This window comes from Streptomyces sp. NPDC047061, assembly GCF_040643955.1.
Classification (GTDB): domain Bacteria; phylum Actinomycetota; class Actinomycetes; order Streptomycetales; family Streptomycetaceae; genus Streptomyces.
Genome location: NZ_JBEYVI010000040.1, coordinates 21,328 through 42,709, shown reverse-complemented (window position 1 = coordinate 42,709; position 21,382 = coordinate 21,328). Strand labels below are relative to the sequence as shown.

The window sequence follows — 21,382 nt, the reverse complement described above, 5'->3', positions numbered from 1 at the left end:
GCCCGGTGGCCGTGACGGGGCGGCCACCGGGCCTGCGGTGCCAGGTGCTCCGGGCCCGTCGGCCTCAGGAGGAGCTGACACCCACGGTGAGCGTCGCCGCATACCCGTCGGAGACGCTGTCACCCAGCGCGGTCAGGGTCAGCAGGCCGGAGGAGGCCCCGCCGCCGTCGTAGATGCCGTCGTCGTCGAGCTGGGTCTCCGTGGTGGTGTTGTCGGAGTACGGCGACAGCGCCTGGACCTCGGAGTTGATGTCCGCGTCGAAGAACAGCTGACCGGTGTGGATGATCGAGCCGCCGGTGTACGAGTCGTCGGTCAGCGTCACGTCGGTGTGCACCCGCATGTGCACGTGGACGCAGCGGCCGGTGTAGTGCCCCGGCCAGATCGAGGTGATGCTCACCAGGCCGTCGGAGTCGGTCATCTGACCGCCCCGCAGGAAGGTGCCGTCGTCGTCCTCGGTGTGGTGGTTGCCGCCGACGTAGCCGGAGTACTCGCCGAGGGCGTCGGCGTGCCAGATCTCGACCAGGGCGTTCTCCAGCGGCGCGCAGTCGTTCGCCTGGTCGACGACGGTGAAGGTGAACTGGACCTCGAAGCCGTCCTTGTCCTCCCGGATGTCCTCGCGGACGAGCGCGCCGGCCAGCCAGTAGGGGCCCTCGGTGACCTCCTCGGTGAGGGTGCAGACGTCGGCCGCGGCCGCGGCGACGGCGGAGGCACCGGTCTTCGTCTCGGCGGTGGCCGTGCCGGCGGAGGCGAGGCCCGCGGCCGCCAGTCCGCCGGCCGCGGCGACGGCGGCGCCGCCGATCAGCACACGCCGCCGCTTCACGGAGTTGTCGACGGAGTCGACGTCGTGGGAGGCGGGTTCAGGAGTCTGCGCGGAGGCAGAAGTGTTGTCTGTCATGTCAGCAGAAGCTAGACACCGACCTGAGGTGACCCATGGCCACGCACTGTGAGGTCTCTGGAGGCAAACCCCTCAACTCCGCCTCTTCAGAGCCGAGTCGGGGCGAATTCCGCGTGTCGCCGAGGCGCTCCGGAACGGCCGGTCCGGTCAGCTGAGCCCGGCGGCCCGCGCCCGCTCCACCACCGGGCCGATCGCCTTCGCGACCGCCTCGACGTCGGCCTGGGTGGAGGTGTGGCCGAGCGAGAAGCGCAGGGTGCCGCGGGCCAGGTCGGGGTCGGTCCCGGTGGCCAGCAGGACATGGCTCGGCTGGGCGACCCCGGCGGTACACGCGGAGCCCGTCGAGCACTCGATGCCCTGGGCGTCGAGCAGCAGGAGCAGCGAGTCGCCCTCGCAGCCGGGGAAGGTGAAGTGCGCGTTGGCCGGGAGCCGGTCCACCGGGTCGCCGCCGAGGATCGCGTCCGGTACGGCCGTACGGACGGCGTCGATCAGCGCGTCGCGCAGGGTGCCGATCTCGTGGGCGAACCACTCGCGGCGCTCGGCGGCGAGGCGGGCGGCGACCGCGAAGGAGGCGATCGCCGGGACGTCGAGGGTGCCGGAGCGGACGTGCCGCTCCTGGCCGCCGCCGTGCAGGACCGGTACGGGGGTGTACGCACGGCCGAGGAGCAGGGCGCCGATGCCGTACGGGCCGCCGACCTTGTGGCCGGAGACGGTCATCGCGGCGAGGCCGGAGGAGCCGAAGTCCACCGGGACCTGGCCGAAGGCCTGGACCGCGTCGGAGTGCAGCGGGATGCCGAACTCGTTGGCGACGGCGGCGAGTTCGCGGATCGGCAGGACCGTGCCGATCTCGTTGTTGGCCCACATGACGGTGGCGAGGGCCACGTCGTCGGGGTTGCGCTCGATCGCCTCGCGCAGCGTCTCGGGGTGGACCCGGCCGTACGTGTCGACGGGGAGGTACTCCACCGTGGCGCCCTCGTGTTCGCCGAGCCAGTGGACGGCGTCCAGGACCGCGTGGTGTTCGACGGGGCTGGAGAGGATCCGGGTGCGGGCCGGGTCGGCGTCGCGGCGGGACCAGTAGAGGCCCTTGACCGCGAGGTTGTCGGCCTCGGTGCCGCCGGAGGTGAGGACGACCTCGCTGGGGCGGGCGCCGAGCGCTTCCGCGAGGGTCTCCCTTGATTCCTCGACCGTGCGGCGGGCCTTGCGGCCGGAGGCGTGCAGGGAGGACGCGTTGCCGGTGACACCGAGCTGCGCGGCGAGGGCAGCGGCTGCCTCCGGGAGCATCGGGGTGGTGGCGGCGTGGTCGAGGTAGGCCATGGTGGGGTCGATTCTACGGGGGGCGGGGTGAGGGTCGCCCAGCGCCGTAGGGGTCGATCGCCGTTTGCGGGTGCCGGTCGGCGGTGGCTGGTCGCGCCCACGCGGCGGAGCCGCAAATTCAAAACAGCCCCGCGCCCCTGACGGGGCGCGCCTGTGGACGGCGCTTCAAAGATCAGGTCTACAGGCTCCAGGAGACCGTGTTCGAGAGCTCCATGGCGACGGCCAGGACCGCGAGGTCGGCGACGCCCAGGGTCAGGCCCAGGTATGCGCGGCCCTTGCGGGCGGTGCCGCGCCACAGGGAGACCAGGGACAGGATGATCGCGATCGGGCCCAGGAACAGGTTCAGGACCAGCAGGCCGAGGAGGCCCAGGATGAAGGACGCCACGGCCATGCCGTCGGCGTCGCGGGTGCCGGTCTGCGGACGGGGCGTGGCGGGGGCGGTGAGTTGCATCATGCTCGGCTCCTCAAGTGAGCGGGGGCGGAAGGTCAGTTGGCCGAGGTGTGACGGCGGCGGGCGAGGCGCTCGCGGAGCGCGAAGACGGCCAGCCAGACGACGATCACAGCGGCCAGTCCTGCGGTGACGTCGAGCGGTGCGTGGGCCACGGTGCCCAGCACCACGCCGAGCAGCATGAGTGCGGCGACGAGGAACAGCATGGGGTCGATCCCCCTCCGTTACATTTGGGTGAACGGTTGTAGTAACAGTTGTTCACTGACTTTGAGTCTAGCAACTCGCCCGGCTTTTCAATTCCGGAGAACAGTTGTTAACTGGATGACATGAGTCACACCCTCGGCATCCGACAGGCCCAGAAGCAGAAGACCCGCCAGGCCTTCCTGGACGCGGCGCTCGCCCTGCTGCAGGAGCAGAGCCTGAGCAGCCTGGGACTGCGCGAGGTCACCCGGGCCGTCGGTGTCGCCCCGACCGCCTTCTACCGGCACTTCCGCTCCACCGCCGACCTCGGCGTGGCCCTGGTCGACGAGGCGCTCGGCAGCCTGCACCCCATGGTCCGCACCACGGTCGCCACCTCCGGCGAGGAGCGCATCACCCGCGCCGTGCAGCTGATCGCCGACTACGTGGCCGCGCATCCGGCGCACATCCGGTTCATCGCCCGGGAGCGGCACGGCGGGGTGCAGCCGGTGCGGGAGGCGATCCGGGACCAGCTCGCCCGGTTCGCCGAGGAGGTCAGGGCCGAGCTGGCCAAGGACCCCGAGGCCGAGGGGTGGAACGAGGAGGACCTGCTGATGCTGGCCCACCTCTACGTGGACCAGATGCTCATCACCGCCTCCCTGTTCCTGGAGACCCTGGAGTCCCCGGAGCCCTCGGAGGCGGAGCGGCAGCGCGTCGCCCAGGTCGCCACCCGGCAGATGCGCCTGATCAGCCTGGGCCGCCAGCACTGGCTGGACTAGGCGCTCCGCTGGAAGTGCCGCGACAGGCCGTGAGTCGGCTGCGGCACGGTTGTGGCTGGTCGCGCAGTTCCCCGCGCCCCTTCGGGGGCGCTGCCGAACCGCAGCGGCAACGCGCAGGGGCGGCACATCCGTTCGCCGGACGCGCCGCCCCTGTCGTAAGGCCCCTGCAATCGTCAGCTCTTCGTCGACTGCGCGGTCGGCGCTCCGCTCGGCGCCGCGCCGCCGGCGCCGGGACCGCCCTGGCCGCCGCCGCAACCACCCATGCCGCCGCCGGGGCCGCCCTGACCGCCGGCGCCCGGGCCGCCGCTGGGCATGCCCGAGGCGCTGCCGGTCGGGGCACCCGTCGGGGCACCGCTCGGAGCGCCCGAGGCGTTGCCGGTCGGGGCGCCGCTCGGCCGGCCCGAGGCGTTGCCGGTGGGCTGCTGACAGCTCTGCTGGCCGGAGTTGCCGCTGCCGGACGACGACGAGTCGCCCGAGCCGCCGCACGCGGTCAGCAGCAGCGGGGACAGCGCGAGCAGAGCCACGGCGGGGACGAGACGTACACGCTTCATGAGAGACAACTCCATTGAGGATGAGGGAGTCCTGAGGAGTGGCACTCAATCAACGTCGCTTAAGGCGTTCTTGGGCCCGGACTGTTCGCCGCCTGTCAAAGAGGTAAAGCGATTCCCAAGAGGCGCCACTGACCTGGCAGTTCACTCAGGAGCGGCGCCTACTCGCTGGTACACGCCCGTGACAGAACGGGGTTCCGGCCGTCGAAACCGGGACGCACCGGTCGGGTTCAGCCGAGGCGGACCCGGGCCAGCTGGCGGGACTGGGCCACCAGACGGTCCGCGCTGTCCCAGACCTCGGCGTCCTCCTCCAGGAAACCGCCGGCCAGGTTGCGGGTGGTGATGGAGACGCGCAGCGGGCCCGGGGCGGGGCGGTGGCGGACGTGGACGGTGAGTTCGACCGTGGGGACCCAGCCCTTGAGGCCGATCTCGAACGCGGTGGGCGGCAGCGCGTCCACCGCCAGGAGGAGGGAGAGCGGGTCGGCGGGTCGGCCGTCCGCGAGGCCGAACCAGGAACGCATCTCGCCCTTGCCGGAGGGGGCGCCGAGGGCCCAGCCGAGGGTGGCCGGGTCCAGCTTGAGCATCAGGCGCTCGGTGATGGCGGAGCTGCCGTCGACCGGGGCCGGGCCGTCTTCCGGGCCGAAGCAGTGCTCCATGGGCGGGAAGGCGGGCGGGGTCGCCGTCGTGCGGACGTCGTCGGGGAGGGCGGTGAGGTCGCCGTAGGAGGCGAGGACGCGGATGCGTTCGACCTCGTTACCCTCGTCGTCGTACTGGAAGAGGGAGGCCTGGCCGGTGGAGAGGGTGCGGCCGGTGCGGACGGTGTCCGTGCGGATCACGGCCGGGCCCGGCTGGGAGGCGGTCAGGTAGTGCGCGGAGACGGTGAACGGGTCCGGGTGCGGCAGCGTGTCCGCGAGCGCCCGGCCGAGCACGGCAAGGAGATAGCCGCCGTTCACGGCGCTGATGATGGTCCAGCCGGCCGAGAGGCCGATGTCGTAGACGCCGGGAGCGCGCCGGGTGACCGCGGTGTCGCGGTCGAACTCGCTGTCGCCGATCACGGCCCGCATGGATGCTGCTTCAGGCATGTCTGAACAGTACAAGAGTCGATTACTAAGCGGTAGCTTTTGTGATCCACGCACCAACTGTCCGGTCGGCGTCCCACCGGTAAGGGATCCCTCCGCCGAGTGAGGTTCCGGCAATTTCTAGGTAAGTGTCCGGACACGTCCGTAACCCGGGGCCCGCGATTCCCCTCTATGGGGACATGAGCCTCACCGGGACTCCGTTCCTCTACACGACCGTCGTGCTGTCCGTGGTCGCCCTCATACTGCCGCTCGTCCTGTGGTCGAGGATGCGCGGGCCCAAGGCCGTGCGTGCCGCGGCCCGGGTCCTGATGCTGCTGTTCGCGCAGGCCACCGCGGTGACGCTGATCTTCGTGCTGGTCAACAACGAGAACAACCTGTACGACAACTGGGCCGACCTCCTCGGTACCGGCGACCACGTCCAGCAGGCCGCCAACCTCGGCCAGGACGGCACCGGCGGCATAGCGCTGAAACGGTTGCCCAAGGTGAAGCAGACCTTCGCGGCGGCCGACGGGCCGGGCATGCGCGCGGCCGGCGGGGTCGAGGTCACCCAGCTCAAGGGCCGGGTCTCGGGCGTCAACGCCGAGGTCTACGTCTGGCTGCCGCCCCAGTACCACGAGGCGAAGTACCGCAACCACCGGTTCCCGGTCGTGGAGCTGCTGCCCGGCTACCCCGGCTCGGCCAAGGCCTGGTTCGGCTCGCTGAAGGTGACCGAGCAGCTGGAGCCGCTGATGAGGAGCGGCAGGGTCGCGCCCTTCATCCTGGTGGCGCCGCGCACCAACCTGCTGGCCGGCGTGGACACCGGCTGCGCCAACATCCCGGGCACGGTCAACGCGGACAGCTGGCTCAGCATCGACGTGCCGAAGATGGTCACCGACAACTTCCGTGCCGCGGCCGTCCCCGCGAACTGGGCGGTGGCCGGCTACTCGGCGGGCGCGCACTGCGCGGTCAAACTGGCGGTCGCCCACCCGGACCGCTACCGGGCCGCGGTGAGCCTGTCCGGCTACAACGACCCGATCGGCGAACGCAACTCGCTCGCCGCGCAGAGCGTGGCCCTGCGCGAGCAGAACAACCCCTACCTGCTGCTGCGGAAGGCGGCCGCCCCGCCCCGGATCGCCCTCTACATGTCCGGCGAGTCCGGTGACGGCTACCAGGCCGGGGTGGCGCTGGAACAGATCGCCAAGGCGCCGACCACCGTGCACGTGGTGTTCCTGCCGCGCAGTGCCGGCGGCCACAACATGGCGCTGTGGCGGCCCCAGGTGCCCACCGTCTTCGAGTGGCTCACGGTCAACATGGGCCAGAGCCACGTCAGGGCCGGGACTACTCCTCCCGAACCGTCGAGCGCCGGTTCCACGCACGCGGCGCTCGCCAGTGGTAGCGCATCGCGAGCAGGCGCAGTACGAAAGCGGTGACGACCGCGAGCCCGGTGGTGAAGGGGTTGAGCGCGTCGTAACGGATGCACAGCACCACCGTCGTCGCCCCGACGATCGCCGGGACCGCGTACAGGTCGCGGTCCCAGCGCAGCAGCGAGGGAACCTCGTTGGCGAGCACGTCCCGGAGCACGCCACCGCCGACCGCGGTGGCGAGCCCGAGGGTGGCGGAGGCGGTGAGGTTGAGGCCGTAGGAGTACGCCTTCGTGGTGCCGCTGACGGCGAACAGGCCGAGGCCGGCCGCGTCGAAGACCAGGACCGCCGACTGGATCCGCTCGACGTGCGGATGCAGGAAGAACACCACCAGGGCGGCGATCAGCGGGGTGATGAAGTACCCCAGGTCCGTGAAGGCGGCCGGGGGGACGGCCCCGATGATCACGTCCCGGAAGATCCCCCCGCCCAGCGCGGTGACCTCGGCCATCACTGCGATGCCGAAGACGTCGAAGTTCTTGCGGACGGCCAGCAGGGCGCCGGAGATGGCGAACACGAAGATGCCGATGACATCGAGGGTGTGCTGGACGGAGGGGGAGAAGAGTTGCTGGAGCTGCACCCTGACATTGTGTCCTGTCAGGGTGCATGAACCTTACAAACACAGGCCTACAGGGCAGGTTTCCCTGTGGTGAACAGCCAGGTCTGGAACAGGTCGTCCAGCTGCTGCCCGCTGGTCTTCTCCGCGAGGCGGATGAAGTCGGCGGTGTCGGCGTTGCCGTAGCGGTGCAGCTTCGTCCAGGCCGGGAGCAGCTTGAAGAAGGCCGTGTCGCCGATGCGTTCGCGCAGCATCTGCAGGGTCATCGCGCCGCGCTGGTAGACGGCGGAGGCGAACATGGTGTCGCGCTGCGGGTCGGCGACGGTGATCTGCCAGAAGGGGTTGTCGGCGGCGCGGGCGTTGTAGCCGGCCAGGAAGGAGTCGTGCGCGGAGCGGGTCCCCTGGTGCTCCGCCCACAGCCACTGGGCGTAGGTGGCGAAGCCCTCGTTGAGCCAGATGTCCTTCCACTGCGCCACGCTCACCGAGTCGCCGAACCACTGGTGGGCGAGCTCGTGCACGATCGTCGTCTCGCTGCGCACCGCCGAGTAGGCCGGCTTGCTCTGCACCTCCAGCGAGAACCCGGCCTCCGGCATGTCGTCGACGATGGCCCCGGTCTCCTCGAAGGGGTACGGCCCGAAGACCTGCGACCAGTAGTCGGTGGCCGCGGCGGTGACGGCGTACACGTCGACGTTGTTGCTGTTCGCGAGGACCGGGTCGATGGCGACGTAGATGGGGATCCCGGAGGGGGTCTTCCCGGTCTGCACGTCGAACTTCCCGATGGTGGCGGTGGCGAGGTAGGTCGCCATCGGCTTCGACTCGCGCCAGTGCGTGTACGTCGAGCCGCCCTTGTCGTACGTCGAGACCAGCCGGCCGTTGGAGACGCCGGTCAGGCCCTCGGGCGCCTTGATCCGGATGTCGTAGGTGGCCTTGTCGGCGGGGTGGTCGCTGGACGGGAACCAGGTGGAGGCGGCGTTGGGCTCGCAGGCGACGAAGACGCCGTCGGCGGTCTTCATCCAGCCGTAGTCGGAGCCGAACACGATGGGGCCGTTGAGCGGCTCGGGTATTCCGCCGTAGGTGACGGCGACGGTGAAGTCGCGGCCCTTGCGCAGCGCGTCCATCGGGGTGACGGTGATCTCGTCTCCGGTGCGGGTGAACTGGGCACGTCTGCCGTTCACTTCGACCTTCGTGACCTCCAGCTTCTGCAGGTCGAGGTCGAAGGCGGAGAGGTTCTGGGTGGCCCGGGCGGTCAGGGTGGTACGGCCGTCCAGGCGGCCGGTGTCCGGGGCGTAGGCCACGTCGAGGTCGTAGTGGCGGGCGTCGAAGCCGCCGTTGCCGAGCTGGGGGAAGTAGGGGTCGCCGATGCCGTCGGCGCCCGGGGTGGGGGCGGGGGCGGCCGCGATGACGAAGGAGGCGGCCGCCGCGGTTGCGACGGCCGCCAGACGTGCCGAACGGGAGAGGCGCATGAGTCGTCCCTTTCGAGCGTGCCGGTCAGTAGACGGACACGGTCGACTCTGCGCCCTCCCGTTAAGACATGTACATGACTTTGCAAAGTCGTGTCATGGGCTACTTGTCGGTTGGCTCCTGTGACTTCTGTGCCTCAGCTGTGGCGTCACCCGCCGCCGGCTCCTCGGAAGCCTCGGTCTCGGAGTCCTGGGCCTCGGAGTCCTGGGCCTCGGAGTCCTCGGTCTCGGGCTCGGTGTCCTGGGCCTCGGGAGCCGCGACTTCGGCAGCCTCGGCTTCCGCCTCGACCTCCGCGACCTCCGCGGCCACCGCCGCCGACGTCTCCGCCGACTCCTCCAGGACCGCCTCGCCCACCAGCTCCGAGGCCTCCTTCGCCGCGGTCAGCAGAACCGTGTCCTGCGGGGCCTGGTCGGCGAAGTTCTCCGGGTGGTGGCACGCGACCCGCTGGCCCGGGCGGAGTTCGAGGAGCGGCGGCTCGGTCGTCCTGCAGATCTCCGTCGCCTTCCAGCACCGCGTGTGGAAGCGGCAGCCGGACGGCGGCGCGATCGGCGACGGGACATCGCCACGGAGCAGGATGCGCTCGCTCTTCTGGCCCCGGCGCTTCGGGTCCGGCACCGGCACGGCCGACATCAGGGCCTTGGTGTACGGGTGCATCGGCGACTCGTACAGCTTGGTGCTGTCGGCGAGTTCGACGATCTTGCCCAGGTACATCACCGCGACCCGGTCCGAGACGTGCCGGACGACGGAGAGGTCGTGGGCGATGATGACGTAGGTCAGGCCCAGCTCCTCCTGGAGGTCGTCCATGAGGTTGACGACCTGCGCCTGGATCGAGACGTCCAGGGCGGAGACGGGCTCGTCGGCCACCACCAGCTTCGGCTTCAGGGCGAGCGCGCGGGCGATGCCGATGCGCTGGCGCTGACCGCCGGAGAACTCGTGCGGGTAGCGGTTGTAGTGCTCGGGGCTCAGGCCCACCAGCTCCAGGAGGCGCTGGACCTCCTTCTTGACCCCGCCCTCGGGCTCGACGCCCTGCAGCCGGAACGGCGCCGAGACGATCGAGCCGATGGTGTGCCGGGGGTTCAGGGAGCCGTACGGGTCCTGGAAGATCATCTGGATGTCGCGGCGCAGCGGACGCATCTTCGCGGTGGACAGGTGCGTGATGTCCTGCCCCTCGAAGGTGACCTTGCCGCCGGTCGGGTCCTGGAGGCGGGTGATGACCCGGCCCATGGTCGACTTGCCGCAGCCCGACTCGCCGACCACGCCCAGGGTCTCGCCCTTGCGCACCTCGAAGTCGATGCCGTCGACGGCCTTCACCGCGCCGACCTGCCGCTGCAGGATGCCCTTCTTGATCGGGAAGTGCTTCTCCAGGCCCTCGACCTTCAGCAGCACTTCACGATCCGACGAGGGCGACGCCTGCTGCGGGATGACGGCGTCATCGGTTTTGTTCGTCTCACTCACAGCTTCGGCGCAATCTCTTCGGTCCAGATCCGCGTCCGGTCCTCGGCCGAGAGGTGGCAGGCGGACCAGTGGCCGCCGTCGACCTGCTGCAGCTCCGGGCGGACCGTGCGGGTGACATTCCCCTTGGGAAGGTCCGCGTACGGGCAGCGCGGGTGGAAGGCGCAGCCCGAGGGGACGTTGATGAGGCTCGGCGGCTGGCCCTTGACCGGGATGAGCCGGTCGGAGGTCTCCCGGTCGATGCGCGGCATCGAACCCAGCAGACCCCAGGTGTAGGGGTGCTGCGGCTTCTCGAAGATCTCGTCGACCGGGCCGCGCTCCACGCACCGGCCGCCGTACATCACCAGCACGTCGTCGGCGATCTCGGCCACCACACCCAGGTCGTGGGTGATGAGGACGACCGCGGAGCCGAACTCCTTCTGCAGGTCCCGGATCAGGTCGAGGATCTGCGCCTGGACGGTGACGTCGAGGGCGGTGGTCGGCTCGTCCGCGATGAGCAGCTCGGGGTTGTTGACCAGGGCCATGGCGATCATGGCGCGCTGGCGCATACCGCCGGAGAACTCGTGCGGGTAGCCGTCGACGCGCTTGGCGGGCTCGGGGATGCCGACCCGGTCCAGCATCTCGATGGCGCGGGCGCGGGCCACCTTCTTGCTGACCTTGTGGTGGACCCGGTACGCCTCGACGATCTGGTCGCCGACCTTGTAGTACGGGTGCATCGCGGACAGCGGGTCCTGGAAGATCATCGCCATCTCGCGGCCGCGCAGCCGGCGCACCTCGTCCGGGGACGCGTTCACCAGCTCCTTGCCGCCGAGCCAGATCTCGCCGGACATCTGCACGTTCTTGCCGCGCGCGCCCAGCCGGTGCAGGCCCATGATGGCCAGCGAGGTGACGGACTTGCCGGAGCCGGACTCGCCGACGATGGAGAGGGTCTTGCCCTTCTCCAGCGAGAAGCTGAGGCCGTCGACCGACTTGACGATGCCGTCGTCCGTCGGGAAGTGCACCTTGAGGTCGCGGACTTCGAGGAAGACGTCGGACGGGGCGGCCGACGTGGGCTCGCCCACGGCGGCGCCGGTCTTGGAGAGTTCGGTCACGAGAGCCTCACCCGCGGGTCGGCGGCCGCGTAGAGCAGGTCCACCAGGAGATTTGCGATCACGACGAAGAAGGCGGCGAGCAGGGTCACGCCGAGGATCGGGGGCAGGTCGTTGTCGTCGATGGCCTGCACCGCGTACTGGCCGATGCCGTGCAGCGAGAACACGGTCTCGGTGATCACCGCGCCGCCGAGCAGCAGACCGAGGTCCATGCCGAAGACGGTGATGATCGGGGTGAGCGCGGCGCGCAGTCCGTGCCGGACGACGACCTTGCGCTCACGCAGGCCCTTGGCGCGGGCCGTGCGGATGTAGTCCTCGTTCATCGTCTCCAGCATGCCCGAGCGGGTGAGCCGCGCGTAGATGGCCGAATAGAGGAGGGCTAGCGAGCACCAGGCGGGGATGAGGGTGTTGGCCCACTGCGCCGGGTTCTGCGTCAACGGGACGTACGTTCTGCCGAAGATCGGCCATTGGTAGGTGAAGAGCAGGATCGCCAGGTTGCCCGTGAAGAACATGGGCAGCGAGACACCGGCGAGGGCCACACCCATGAAGGTGCGGTCGAAGAAGGAGCGCGGCTTCAGCGCGGAGACCACGCCGATCGCCACACCCGAGACCAGCCACAGGACGGCCGCGCCGATGGCCAGCGACAGGGTCACCGGCATGCGGTTGGTCAGCTGCGGCCAGACGGCCTGGTGGGTCTTGAAGGAGTAGCCGAAGCACGGCGCGTCGCAGTGCACCGTGGTGGGGCCCAGATCATAGGTGGCGCCGGAGACGATCCCCTTGATGAAGTGCCAGTACTGGACGTAGACGGGCTGGTCCAGACCGAGGTTCTGCTTGACCGCGGCGATGTCCGCCTTCGACGGGCTCTTGCCGATGTACTGCTGTGCCAACTGGTCGGCGGTCTGCCCGGCCAGCCGTGGCAGCACGAAGAAGATGGCGAAGGTGACCGCGGAGACGACCAGCAGCAGGATCACCGCTGCGAGCGTCCGACGGAGGATGTACGAGATCACGGGGATCGGCGCTGGTGCCCGCGAGCCTCTCGGCCCGCGGGCACCAATGCCTTCACCTGCCTTCCGGGGCTGCTACTTCGACGCGACGCCGATGTTGAGGTAGTCGTACTGACCGCTCCAGGCCGCCGAGGACACCAGGTTGGTGTAGCCCGTCGGGCGGGCCAGCAGGACCTTGAAGTAGGTCAGCGGCACGAGAACGGCGTCGTCCATGGTCTGCTTGTCGATCTGCGTGTAGATGCTGTTGCGCTCGGTGGTGTCATCCGTACCGATCGCCTTCGCCAGCAGGTCGTTGACCGTCTTGTTGTTGTACTGCGACAGGTTGGTGTTACCCGACTGGCTGATCGCCTGGCCGTTCAGGATCTGCTGCAGGAAGCCGTAGCCGGACGGCCAGTCGGCGCCCCACTGCATCATGATCAGGCCGATGTTCTGCTTCTCGGTGAACTTCGGGACACCGGCGAAGTCGCCGAAGTACTTGCCCTGCGGGTACGACTTGAGGGTCGCGTTGATGCCGACGGCCTTCAGCGAGTTGATGATCGCCGTGGCGGCGTCCATCTCCTGCGGACGGTCCGAGCGGGCCGAGATGTTGGTGCTGATGGAGGTCTTGCCACAGGCCTTCAGCTGCGCCTTGGCCTTGGTCACGTCACCCTTGTTGCCCGTGGTGGCGTAGACGTCCGCCTTCGAGTAGCCCGGGATGTCCGGCGGCAGCACCGTGGTGGCGACGTCACCGCGGATCGGGCCGCCCTCGGCGGTCTGCACCGAGACCTTGTTGATCGCGTACTCGACGGCCTTGCGGCAGGCGACGTTGTTGAAGGGCGCGACCTTGGTGTTGATCGCCATGTAGACCAGACGGCCACCGTAGGTGTTGTCCGTGTTGGCCTTCTTGGCGGAGTCGGTCAGCACCTGGGCCTGCGTGGCGGCCTGGACACCCGTGCCGCCGAGGTCGATCGCGTCGCCGGCCAGCACGTCCTTGTCGATCGTGTCGGCGTTGACCTTCAGGTTGACGACGATCTTGTCCGGCAGCTGCTTGCGCAGCGGGTCGGTCTTCGCGTCCCAGTTCTTGTTGCGGACGAGCACGGCCTGCTTGCCGTCCTCGTAGCTCTGGAACTGGTACGAGCCCGAGGACACGATGTTCTTGACGTAGTCGACGCCGTTGTCCTTGGCCTGCGGGACCGGAGCCGTCTGCGGGGCGGCGACCAGGTAGTCGAACTCCTGGAAGGCCTGCTTCAGGTGGAAGACGATCGTGGTGTCGTCCGGGGTCTCGATGGACGAGAGGCCCTTGGCGCTCTTGTCCTTGTAGGGGCCCTTGTACTTGTCGCCGCCGACCAGGAACTGCTGGAAGTAGTTCGGGCCGAGGGAGAGCACGTCACGCGCGAAGTTGGAGCGCTCGACGGCGTACTTGACGTCCTTGGACGTGATCGCCGTGCCGTCCTGGTACTTCAGGCCCGAACGCAGCTTGTACGTCCAGGTCTTGCCGCCGTCGCTGGAGACACCCTTGCTCGCGGCGAGGTCCGGGACCAGGGTGTTGCCCTTGGAACCGGCGGCGGGCTCGAAAGTCATCAGCGGGCGGGCGTACAGCCGGCTGAAGTTGTACATGTACGCGTAGTACGTGTTACCGGGGTCGAACGAGTCCGGGACGTCGGACAGTTCGTAGGTGACCGTCCCGCCCTTCTTGTCGGACGCGTTGACGACACCCTTGGTAGCCGCGTTGGCCGCGGCGGAGCTGCCGCCACCGTTGCCGTCCTTGTTGTCATCGGCCTTGCTGCACCCTGCAACCAGCAGGGTGGCGGAGCCGATGGCCGCGATCGCGGCCAGCGCTGACCTTCGCATGATGGGTGGGTTCCCCTCCATTGTCGGAAACTTTTCGGGCTCTCGGTGACAGCAGGCGTCAGCGGCTGCGCGGGTCGAGAGCGTCGCGGAGACCGTCACCGAGCAGGTTGAACGCCAGCACGGTCACGAAGATGGCAAGGCCGGGCACGATCATGTACTCGGGATCGACCTGGTAGTACGTCACCGCTTCGCGGAGCATGCCGCCCCAGGAAGCCTGCGGGGGCTGGATGCCGACGCCGAGGAAGCTCAGCGACGCCTCGAAGAGGATGTTGGTCGGGATCAGCAGCGTCGAGTAGACGATGATCGGGCCGACCAGGTTGGGCATCAGCTCGCGGAACAGGATGTACGGGCCCCTGGCGCCCATGCCGCGGGAGGCGTCGACGAACTCGCGCTCCCGCAGGGCCAGGGTCTGGCCGCGCACGATCCGGCCCAGGTAGGGCCAGTTGAAGAAGCCGATGACGAAGATGAGCACGCTCAGGTGCAGCGGCAGTCCGTTCAGGCCGAACGCGCCGCCCTGCAGGGTGGCGGAGATGGCGATGGCGAACAGCAGGAGGGGGAAGGCGAGGAAGGTGTCCATCAGCCGGCTGATGATCGAGTCGACACGGCCGCCGTAGTAGCCCGCGACGACGCCCATGATCGCGCCGATCACGTTGGACAGGATGGTCGAGCCGAAGGCCACCACCAGCGACACCCAGGAGCCCTCGAGGATGCGGGTGGCGATGTCACGGCCGAACTTCGGGTCCACGCCCAGCGGGTGGCTCAGGCTCATGCCGCCCCAGCCGCCGTTGGGCAGCGAGGTGTTGGCGTCGATGAGGTCCTGGTGGAAGGCGTTGGGGTCGAGACCGAACAGGGCCTGGATGGGACGTGCGAGGACCGCGACGAGGATCAGCAGCACGACAACGATGCCGCCCGCGACGGCGACCCGGTCCTTCTTGAACCGGGACCAGGCGATCTGCCCGAGGGAGCGACCCTCGATCTGCCGCTTACCGGCACCCTCCGGCGCAGCCTCCGGCTGTGCCTCGGTGGTCTCGATCGGTGCGGTCACGGTGAGCGACCCCTCTCGCCGGCGGTGACCGGCCTACGCCAGCCGCGGATTGCGGCTTTGTCGACTTGCTCAATCACGAGGTTTAAACCTCGTGCCTGACTGGCGAGTCTTCAGCGTCGTCGCGATCACCCGCCAGATCTCGCGGAGAAAGTATGCGCAACCGTGATGCAGTCCGAGGGATTCCGTTATCCGAACAGTGGGTAACGCCCCCCGGACGCGGGCCAGTTGGGACATAACGCCGAATCCGGTCGGAACGGAACGTTCCACCGTCATCTACGCGCGGAGAAATGCGTTCGTTACGTAAAACCTGTGAATCCTCCCGACCGGTCCGGCGGGGGCGCCGCGTCGCGTCAGTAGGCGCCCTGGACCGGCGGGTACCCGTACCCCGTCGCGGGCGCCGGCGGCAGCGCCGCGTGGGCCTCGCGGTCGTAGAACGGCCGTGCCGTCGCCCGCATCCACATCACGACCGGGTCGTACTCGTCGGTCATCGCCACCGTCGACACCGGCAGCCCGTCCGGCACCGCTCCGATCGACTGCTGCATCATCGCCCGCACCGAGTCCACGGCCGGCGGCGAGGTGTCGTACACGTCCAGGCCGATGGCGAGATACGGCGCCCCGAGGGCCGGCTGCACCCAGGCGCGGCGCAGCGAGCGGACCGCGCGGGTGCGGTGGGCGTTCTGCGTGAGCAGGGCGTAGAACTGCGGGATCTCGATGGCCGGTTCGGCGAGCCGCAGCGGGCCGGCCGGCTGGCGGTCCAGGCCGGTGGCGATGCGGCGCAGGTCCAGCCAGGGGATGCCGACACCGCCGCCCGGGGCGTGCGGGTTGAGCCAGAGGCCGAAGTGGTCGGGGTAGAGGGTGCGGGCCACGTCGACGCCGTCGACCACTTCGTACGAGCGGTTCCAGCCGCTCGCGGAGAGCTCCTGGGCCGAGGTCACGCAGGGGGCGTAGCCGTGGCCGTCGACCTCCATGTTCCCGTACTGGGCGTCGGGGGAGCCGGCCTGGCCGTGCCAGAGCAGCATCCAGATCTGGCCGGAGGAGGGCGTGGCGAGGGCGCGGAGGAGTGCCTCGTAGGCGTCGTAGCGCCCGGGGGTTACCTGGCGCAGCATGTGCTCGACCTGTCCGGTCGCCGCGGTGCCGCTGGCGCTCACGTGTTACCGCCCCTTCATCTGGTGCCCCGCGTATGGAGGGCCGCCCCGCGTTTGGAGACAGCTTATGCGCCAAGGGGAGTGGCGCCGATTGTCCGTCGGCGAGTGCGGGTCGTCGGTGGCTTGTCGCGCAGTTCCCCGCGCCCCTGGGTTGGCTGCCCCTGGGTCGGCTGCGCAGGCAGGGGGCTTCAGTGGCCGTACTGGTAGAAGGGCCGGACGTTCTCCCGCATCCAGTGGCCCACCGGGTCGTCCGCCACGTCGAGGAGTATCAGGTTCACCGGCCACTTCACCGGGACCTGGCCCAGCGCCTTGCCCAGTGCCTCCAGGGGCGCGGCCCGCAGGTCGCCCTCCCACTGGGAGAGTTCGACCCCCACGAACATCACCGGTTCCGCCGTCTCGACCGCGGCCAGGCAGCGGCGGGCCGCGGCGACCACGCCGATCGCCGCGAACTCCGCCGACGCCGCGGCCAGGAAGTCCATCGGGTCGTCCTGCCAGTCCGGTTCGAAGAGGCGGACCCGGCCGCCCGAGGCGGGGCCGTCCAGTTCGGAGCGGCCGGAGCGGCAGAGCTGGGCGACCGCCTCCGGCGGCAGCGGGACGCCGACCACTCCCCCGGGGTTCACGGCGATGCCGACCTGCGGGGGCAGGCCGCGGGCGAACTCGACGGCCGGGGCGATCGTGTACGACAGATGGGATCCGGCCACCAGGCGGAACTGCTCCTCCGAGCTGAAGACCGGCACGTACACCTGGCCCTCGATCTGCGTGGTGGGCAGGTCCAGCGGGCCGCTGTGCGGGCCGCCGCCCTCCGGCAGCGGGATCCAGAGGAAACTCCGGCCCAGTACCTCGATGAGCCGGCCCGCCGCCGCGGGCACGCCGAGGGAGGCCGACAGCACCTCCTCCAGTTCGTTGCCGGGCCACCCGCCGTGCGGGTGGGGGTGCGCCTGTGCCGGGAAGTCCGCGGGAATGTCCGCCGGGAAGTCCATCTGCCTACCGCCTGCTGGAAACCACTGCTGAGGCTGGAAAGGCTAGCGGGTGACACCGACAAAGCCACCCGTCGATGCGGAGTCCGCGGGCGATCCCGGCGCGCGCGGGCGGCCTCGGCGCGCGCGGGCGGTCTCAGCGCGCGAAGGCGATCCGGCGCAGGACGTCCGCCGCGTCCCGGTCGAGCAGCACGGCCGAGCCGACCCCTTCGGGCAGTTTGCCCTTCTCCGCCGCGCGCAGCAGCCGGCCGGCCGCCCTGCGGTGGCGCAGGAAGGCGTACCGGGAGACGCCCCGGCCGCGCTCGCGCTGGCCGTCCAGTGCCGTGCCGGCCGTGACGTCCAGGAGGACCAGGTGCAGGGTGCCGCCGCGGCGGCGGGCCTCCCGGGCCAGCCAGTCGCGCACCCAGGCCTGCGTACCGCAGTCGTGCACGACCACGCCCTCGCCGGTGCCGAGGGCCCTGCGCAGCCCGGCGTAGTGGGCGAGGCGGACCACCGGGCGGTAGAGGGCGTAGGGCAGGAGGCGGGCCAGGCGCGCGTCCCAGCGGTCGCGGGTGTCCTGGGAGTCGATGCGGATGCCCTGGACGGTGCGGTGCATCAGGGTGGACTTGCCGCTGCCGGGCAGCCCGGTCACCACCACCAGGTCACGGGGGCCGAAGAGCAGGCCGTGCGGGCTGTGCCCGGCGCGGTCGCGCAGGTCGCGGACGACCGGTGCGGGGAGCTCGCCGACCCGCTCGCGGGCCGGGGCCGTCGGCTGCTGGGGCAGGGCGATGCCCGTCGTCGTCGCGTATGCCGTGGTCCTTGTCACCGTGACCGTCCTCCCGGGGGGTTCAGGAAAGGTTCTCCCCGCTTAATGTAAAGAGAAGGTAATGCACGGCGTCTCGCGGTTCCGTGCGCGTCCGGCAACAGCCCGGCTACAAAGAGAGAGGACGCAGGCCGGGGCAGGTCCGGTCTGCCATGCGGCCGGGCGGCGTGCAATGATGTCCGCGCCAACTGCATACCGGCCGCTTGAATCCGCGCGGGAGAGTCCCCAGCCGTCGTCGCTGGGGCGCCGAAGGAGCAAGTCCCTCCCTTGAATCTCTCAGGCCCCCGTTACCGCGCGGGCGAGGCACATCTGAAAAGCGGGCCGCTGTGTCAGTGGCTCCACCCAAGGTGCAAGCCGTGATCACGTCCGTGGTCAGGGCGAACCTCTCAGGTTCCGATGACAGATGGGGAGGACAGCCCTCGCCTGTCATGCCCTCGGGACCTCTGGGAGACGACCGACCGATGAGCAGTACCGATTCCGCCGCACCCCGCCGCACCGCGCTCGACGCCCTGCACCGCTCGCTCGGCGCGACCATGACCGACTTCGCCGGCTGGGACATGCCCCTGCGCTACGGCTCCGAGCGCGACGAGCACGTCGCGGTCCGGACCAGGGCCGGGCTCTTCGACCTCTCCCACATGGGCGAGATCACCGTGACCGGCCCGGACGCGGCCGCCCTGCTGAACCACGCCCTGGTGGGCAACATCGCCTCCGTCGGCGTGGGCCGCGCCCGCTACACCATGATCTGCCGGGCCGACGGCGGCATCCTGGACGACCTGATCGTCTACCGGCTGGCGGAGACCGAGTACCTCGTGGTCGCCAACGCCTCCAACGCCCAGGTCGTCCTCGACGCCCTGCAGGAGCGTTCCGCCGGGTTCGACGCCGAGGTCCGCGACGACCGCGACGCGTACGCGCTGATCGCCGTGCAGGGCCCGGAGTCGCCCGGGATCCTCAAGTCGCTCACCGACGCGGACCTGGACGGCCTGAAGTACTACGCCGGCCTGCCCGGCACCGTCGCCGGCGTCCCGGCGCTGATCGCCCGCACCGGCTACACCGGCGAGGACGGCTTCGAGCTGTTCGTGAAGCCGGAGCACGCGGTGGAGCTGTGGCAGGCGCTGACCGAGGCGGGTGCCCCGGTGGGCCTGGTGCCCTGCGGGCTGTCCTGCCGGGACACCCTCCGCCTGGAGGCGGGCATGCCGCTCTACGGACATGAGCTGACCACGGAGCTCACCCCCTTCGACGCCGGGCTCGGCCGGGTGGTGAAGTTCGAGAAGGAGGGCGACTTCGTGGGGCGCGCGGCGCTCCAGGAGGCCGCCGACCGCGCCGCCTCCCGGCCGCCGCGGGTGCTCGTCGGCCTGGTCGCCGAGGGCCGCCGGGTACCGCGCGCCGGATACCCGGTCGTCGCCGCCGGCGAGGTGATCGGCGAGGTCACATCGGGCGCCCCCTCCCCGACCCTGGGCAGGCCGATCGCCATGGCGTACGTCGACGCGGCGCACGCGGCGCCGGGCACGGCGGGCGTCGGCGTGGACATCCGGGGCAGCCACGAGCCGTACGAGGTCGTGGCGCTGCCGTTCTACAAGCGCCAGAAGTAGCCACTGGACGTGACCCCGCGCACATCCCCGCAGGTCACGTACGTCTCCAGCCTTCCCCCCTTCACCAGCACTTCCTCGCGTACAGGAGAATTCAAGCCATGAGCAACCCCCAGCAGCTGCGTTACAGCAAGGAGCACGAGTGGCTGACGGCCGCCGAGGACGGCGTGGCGACGGTCGGCATCACGGAGCACGCGGCCAACGCGCTCGGTGACGTCGTCTTCGTCCAGCTCCCGGCGGTCGGCGACACGGTGACCGCGGGCGAGTCCTGTGGCGAGCTGGAGTCCACCAAGTCGGTGTCCGACCTGTACGCGCCGGTCACCGGTGAGATCACCGCGGTCAACGAGGACGTCGTCGACGACCCGTCCCTGGTGAACTCGGCCCCCTTCGAGGGCGGCTGGCTGTTCAGGGTGCGCGTCACGGACGAGCCGGGCGACCTGCTCTCCGCCGACGAGTACACCGCCTTCACCGCCGGCTGAGAGCCGCCGCAGACCCCGGCCTAGGAGTCGTAGAAACAGATGTCCGTTCTGAACACGCCCCTGTACGAGCTCGACCCCGAGGTAGCCGCCGCGGTCGACGCCGAGCTGGTGCGCCAGCAGTCCACCCTGGAGATGATCGCCTCGGAGAACTTCGCTCCGCTGGCGGTCATGGAGGCGCAGGGTTCGGTCCTCACCAACAAGTACGCCGAGGGCTACCCGGGCCGCCGCTACTACGGCGGCTGCGAGCACGTCGACGTCACCGAGCAGATCGCCATCGACCGGGTGAAGGAGCTGTTCGGCGCCGAGTACGCCAACGTGCAGCCGCACTCCGGTGCCTCCGCCAACCAGGCGGCCCTGTTCGCGCTGGCCCAGCCCGGGGACACCATCCTGGGCCTGGACCTCGCCCACGGCGGCCACCTGACCCACGGCATGCGCCTGAACTTCTCCGGCAAGCAGTTCGACGTGGTGGCCTACCACGTGGACGACTCCGGCCTGGTCGACATGGCCGAGGTGGAGCGGCTCGCCAAGGAGCACCGGCCGAAGGTGATCATCGCGGGCTGGTCGGCGTACCCGCGCCAGCTGGACTTCGCGGAGTTCCGCCGGATCGCCGACGAGGTCGAGGCGTACCTGTGGGTCGACATGGCCCACTTCGCCGGCCTGGTCGCCGCCGGTCTGCACGAGAACCCGGTGCCGTACGCCGACGTGGTCACCTCCACGACCCACAAGACGCTGGGCGGCCCGCGCGGTGGCATCATCCTGGCCCGCAAGGACTTCGCGAAGAAGCTGAACTCGTCCGTCTTCCCGGGCTTCCAGGGCGGTCCCCTGGAGCACGTGATCGCGGCGAAGGCGGTCTCGTTCAAGGTCGCCGCCTCGGCGGACTTCAAGGAGCGGCAGCGTCGTACGGTGGAGGGCGCGCGCATCCTGGCGGAGCGGCTCACCGCCGCCGACGCCCGCGAGGCCGGCGTGAACGTCCTCTCCGGTGGTACGGACGTCCACCTGATCCTCGTGGACCTGCGCGAGTCCGAGCTGGACGGGCAGCAGGCCGAGGACCGCCTCCACGAGGTCGGCATCACGGTCAACCGCAACGCCGTCCCCAACGACCCGCGGCCGCCGATGGTCACCTCGGGTCTGCGGATCGGCACCCCGGCGCTGGCCACCCGCGGCTTCACGGCCGAGGACTTCGCCGAGGTCGCGGACGTGATCGCCGAGACGCTGAAGCCGTCCCACGACGCGGCGGCCCTCAGGGCCCGGGTCGAGGCACTGACCGCGAAGCACCCGCTTTACCCCGGTCTGAACAAGTAGTTCCCTGGTGGGGGCACCCGA

General features: G+C 70.0%; 21 protein-coding genes and 1 riboswitch. Of the genes, 5 read left to right on the top strand and 16 right to left on the bottom strand.

Annotated elements, in window-relative coordinates:
• Window positions 1-64: 64 nt before the first annotated feature.
• From ABZ887_RS39920 to ABZ887_RS39905, 4 genes are all read right to left on the bottom strand, one after another.
• Window positions 65-895 (bottom strand): intradiol ring-cleavage dioxygenase, encoded by an 831-nt coding sequence (locus tag ABZ887_RS39920; protein WP_361301310.1) that lies wholly within the window; start codon window positions 893-895, stop codon window positions 65-67.
• A 147-nt stretch (window positions 896-1,042) separates the two neighbouring features.
• The gene (locus ABZ887_RS39915) at window positions 1,043-2,206 is read right to left on the bottom strand and encodes a cysteine desulfurase family protein (protein ID WP_361301307.1); all 1,164 of its coding nucleotides are present in this window, start codon (window positions 2,204-2,206) and stop codon (window positions 1,043-1,045) included.
• 178 nt (window positions 2,207-2,384) lie between these two features.
• A complete protein-coding gene (locus tag ABZ887_RS39910) occupies window positions 2,385-2,657 on the bottom strand; it encodes a DUF4190 domain-containing protein (protein WP_361301455.1) in 273 nt (90 codons plus the stop codon).
• Between the two features lie 35 nt (window positions 2,658-2,692).
• Window positions 2,693-2,860, bottom strand: coding sequence for a hypothetical protein (locus ABZ887_RS39905; protein ID WP_089098627.1), 168 nt, complete (start codon window positions 2,858-2,860; stop codon window positions 2,693-2,695).
• Window positions 2,861-2,980: 120 nt separating this feature from the next.
• Here ABZ887_RS39905 and ABZ887_RS39900 point away from each other — a divergent pair, with 120 nt between their 5' ends.
• Entirely contained in the window at window positions 2,981-3,610 is a 630-nt protein-coding gene (locus ABZ887_RS39900) for a TetR family transcriptional regulator (protein ID WP_361301303.1), read from the top strand.
• Window positions 3,611-3,783: 173 nt separating this feature from the next.
• Here the strand turns inward: ABZ887_RS39900 and ABZ887_RS39895 are convergent, their stop codons facing one another.
• Window positions 3,784-4,161, bottom strand: a complete 378-nt coding sequence (locus tag ABZ887_RS39895) for a hypothetical protein (RefSeq protein WP_361301300.1) — start codon at window positions 4,159-4,161, stop codon at window positions 3,784-3,786.
• 227 nt (window positions 4,162-4,388) lie between these two features.
• Window positions 4,389-5,240 (bottom strand): thioesterase family protein, encoded by an 852-nt coding sequence (locus ABZ887_RS39890; protein WP_361301297.1) that lies wholly within the window; start codon window positions 5,238-5,240, stop codon window positions 4,389-4,391.
• A gap of 176 nt (window positions 5,241-5,416) precedes the next feature.
• On the opposite strand from ABZ887_RS39890, the gene ABZ887_RS39885 reads away from it, so the two are divergent.
• Window positions 5,417-6,646 (top strand): alpha/beta hydrolase-fold protein, encoded by a 1,230-nt coding sequence (locus ABZ887_RS39885; protein ID WP_361301294.1) that lies wholly within the window; start codon window positions 5,417-5,419, stop codon window positions 6,644-6,646.
• Here the strand turns inward: ABZ887_RS39885 and ABZ887_RS39880 are convergent.
• The 10 genes from ABZ887_RS39880 to ABZ887_RS39835 form a co-directional block, all read right to left on the bottom strand.
• Entirely contained in the window at window positions 6,555-7,214 is a 660-nt protein-coding gene (locus ABZ887_RS39880; RefSeq protein WP_361301291.1) for a trimeric intracellular cation channel family protein, read from the bottom strand. The genes ABZ887_RS39885 and ABZ887_RS39880 overlap by 92 nt on opposite strands.
• 47 nt (window positions 7,215-7,261) lie before the next feature.
• Window positions 7,262-8,653, bottom strand: a complete 1,392-nt coding sequence (locus ABZ887_RS39875; protein WP_361301288.1) for a M1 family metallopeptidase — start codon at window positions 8,651-8,653, stop codon at window positions 7,262-7,264.
• 100 nt (window positions 8,654-8,753) lie between these two features.
• Complete coding sequence (locus tag ABZ887_RS39870) at window positions 8,754-10,106, bottom strand: dipeptide ABC transporter ATP-binding protein (RefSeq protein WP_361301284.1); 1,353 nt, start codon at window positions 10,104-10,106, stop codon at window positions 8,754-8,756.
• Window positions 10,103-11,194, bottom strand: a complete 1,092-nt coding sequence (locus tag ABZ887_RS39865; RefSeq protein WP_361301281.1) for an ABC transporter ATP-binding protein — start codon at window positions 11,192-11,194, stop codon at window positions 10,103-10,105. Before ABZ887_RS39865 ends, ABZ887_RS39870 begins: the two co-directional genes overlap by 4 nt.
• The gene (locus ABZ887_RS39860) at window positions 11,191-12,198 is read right to left on the bottom strand and encodes an ABC transporter permease (RefSeq protein WP_361301279.1); all 1,008 of its coding nucleotides are present in this window, start codon (window positions 12,196-12,198) and stop codon (window positions 11,191-11,193) included. The genes ABZ887_RS39865 and ABZ887_RS39860 overlap by 4 nt, the downstream gene beginning before the upstream one ends.
• A 72-nt stretch (window positions 12,199-12,270) precedes the next feature.
• Window positions 12,271-14,025, bottom strand: a complete 1,755-nt coding sequence (locus ABZ887_RS39855) for an ABC transporter substrate-binding protein (protein ID WP_361301276.1) — start codon at window positions 14,023-14,025, stop codon at window positions 12,271-12,273.
• A gap of 58 nt (window positions 14,026-14,083) precedes the next feature.
• Window positions 14,084-15,070 carry an ABC transporter permease gene (locus tag ABZ887_RS39850; protein ID WP_361301273.1) on the bottom strand — a complete coding sequence of 329 codons (987 nt, stop codon included), beginning with the start codon at window positions 15,068-15,070 and terminating at the stop codon, window positions 14,084-14,086.
• A 350-nt stretch (window positions 15,071-15,420) separates the two neighbouring features.
• Window positions 15,421-16,218 (bottom strand): enhanced serine sensitivity protein SseB C-terminal domain-containing protein, encoded by a 798-nt coding sequence (locus ABZ887_RS39845; protein WP_361301270.1) that lies wholly within the window; start codon window positions 16,216-16,218, stop codon window positions 15,421-15,423.
• Between the two features lie 185 nt (window positions 16,219-16,403).
• The gene (locus ABZ887_RS39840) at window positions 16,404-17,195 is read right to left on the bottom strand and encodes an enhanced serine sensitivity protein SseB (RefSeq protein ID WP_361301267.1); all 792 of its coding nucleotides are present in this window, start codon (window positions 17,193-17,195) and stop codon (window positions 16,404-16,406) included.
• 133 nt (window positions 17,196-17,328) lie between these two features.
• Window positions 17,329-17,997: an AAA family ATPase gene (locus ABZ887_RS39835; protein ID WP_361301264.1), complete on the bottom strand. Its 669-nt coding sequence runs from the start codon at window positions 17,995-17,997 to the stop codon at window positions 17,329-17,331.
• A gap of 201 nt (window positions 17,998-18,198) precedes the next feature.
• A riboswitch (glycine riboswitch) is annotated at window positions 18,199-18,297 on the top strand.
• Between the two features lie 158 nt (window positions 18,298-18,455).
• Here ABZ887_RS39835 and gcvT point away from each other — a divergent pair.
• The 3 genes from gcvT to glyA all read left to right on the top strand — a co-directional run bounded on the left by gcvT (window position 18,456) and on the right by glyA (window position 21,361).
• A complete protein-coding gene (gcvT, locus tag ABZ887_RS39830) occupies window positions 18,456-19,583 on the top strand; it encodes a glycine cleavage system aminomethyltransferase GcvT (protein ID WP_361301261.1) in 1,128 nt (375 codons plus the stop codon).
• A 98-nt stretch (window positions 19,584-19,681) separates the two neighbouring features.
• Window positions 19,682-20,059, top strand: a complete 378-nt coding sequence (gcvH, locus tag ABZ887_RS39825) for a glycine cleavage system protein GcvH (protein ID WP_361301258.1) — start codon at window positions 19,682-19,684, stop codon at window positions 20,057-20,059.
• Between the two features lie 39 nt (window positions 20,060-20,098).
• A complete protein-coding gene (gene glyA, locus ABZ887_RS39820; RefSeq protein ID WP_361301255.1) occupies window positions 20,099-21,361 on the top strand; it encodes a serine hydroxymethyltransferase in 1,263 nt (420 codons plus the stop codon).
• Window positions 21,362-21,382 lie beyond the last annotated feature (21 nt).

Coding starts and splice junctions, on each gene's coding strand:
- ABZ887_RS39905 (WP_089098627.1), bottom strand. CDS start 2,860: ATGCTGTTCCTCGTCGCCGCACTCATGCTGCTCGGCGTGGTGCTGGGC.
- gcvH (WP_361301258.1), top strand. CDS start 19,682: ATGAGCAACCCCCAGCAGCTGCGTTACAGCAAGGAGCACGAGTGGCTG.
- ABZ887_RS39840 (WP_361301267.1), bottom strand. CDS start 17,195: ATGGACTTCCCGGCGGACATTCCCGCGGACTTCCCGGCACAGGCGCAC.
- glyA (WP_361301255.1), top strand. CDS start 20,099: ATGTCCGTTCTGAACACGCCCCTGTACGAGCTCGACCCCGAGGTAGCC.
- ABZ887_RS39895 (WP_361301300.1), bottom strand. CDS start 4,161: ATGAAGCGTGTACGTCTCGTCCCCGCCGTGGCTCTGCTCGCGCTGTCC.
- ABZ887_RS39915 (WP_361301307.1), bottom strand. CDS start 2,206: ATGGCCTACCTCGACCACGCCGCCACCACCCCGATGCTCCCGGAGGCA.
- ABZ887_RS39910 (WP_361301455.1), bottom strand. CDS start 2,657: ATGCAACTCACCGCCCCCGCCACGCCCCGTCCGCAGACCGGCACCCGC.
- gcvT (WP_361301261.1), top strand. CDS start 18,456: ATGAGCAGTACCGATTCCGCCGCACCCCGCCGCACCGCGCTCGACGCC.
- ABZ887_RS39890 (WP_361301297.1), bottom strand. CDS start 5,240: ATGCCTGAAGCAGCATCCATGCGGGCCGTGATCGGCGACAGCGAGTTC.
- ABZ887_RS39885 (WP_361301294.1), top strand. CDS start 5,417: ATGAGCCTCACCGGGACTCCGTTCCTCTACACGACCGTCGTGCTGTCC.
- ABZ887_RS39855 (WP_361301276.1), bottom strand. CDS start 14,025: ATGCGAAGGTCAGCGCTGGCCGCGATCGCGGCCATCGGCTCCGCCACC.
- ABZ887_RS39900 (WP_361301303.1), top strand. CDS start 2,981: ATGAGTCACACCCTCGGCATCCGACAGGCCCAGAAGCAGAAGACCCGC.
- ABZ887_RS39920 (WP_361301310.1), bottom strand. CDS start 895: ATGACAGACAACACTTCTGCCTCCGCGCAGACTCCTGAACCCGCCTCC.
- ABZ887_RS39875 (WP_361301288.1), bottom strand. CDS start 8,653: ATGCGCCTCTCCCGTTCGGCACGTCTGGCGGCCGTCGCAACCGCGGCG.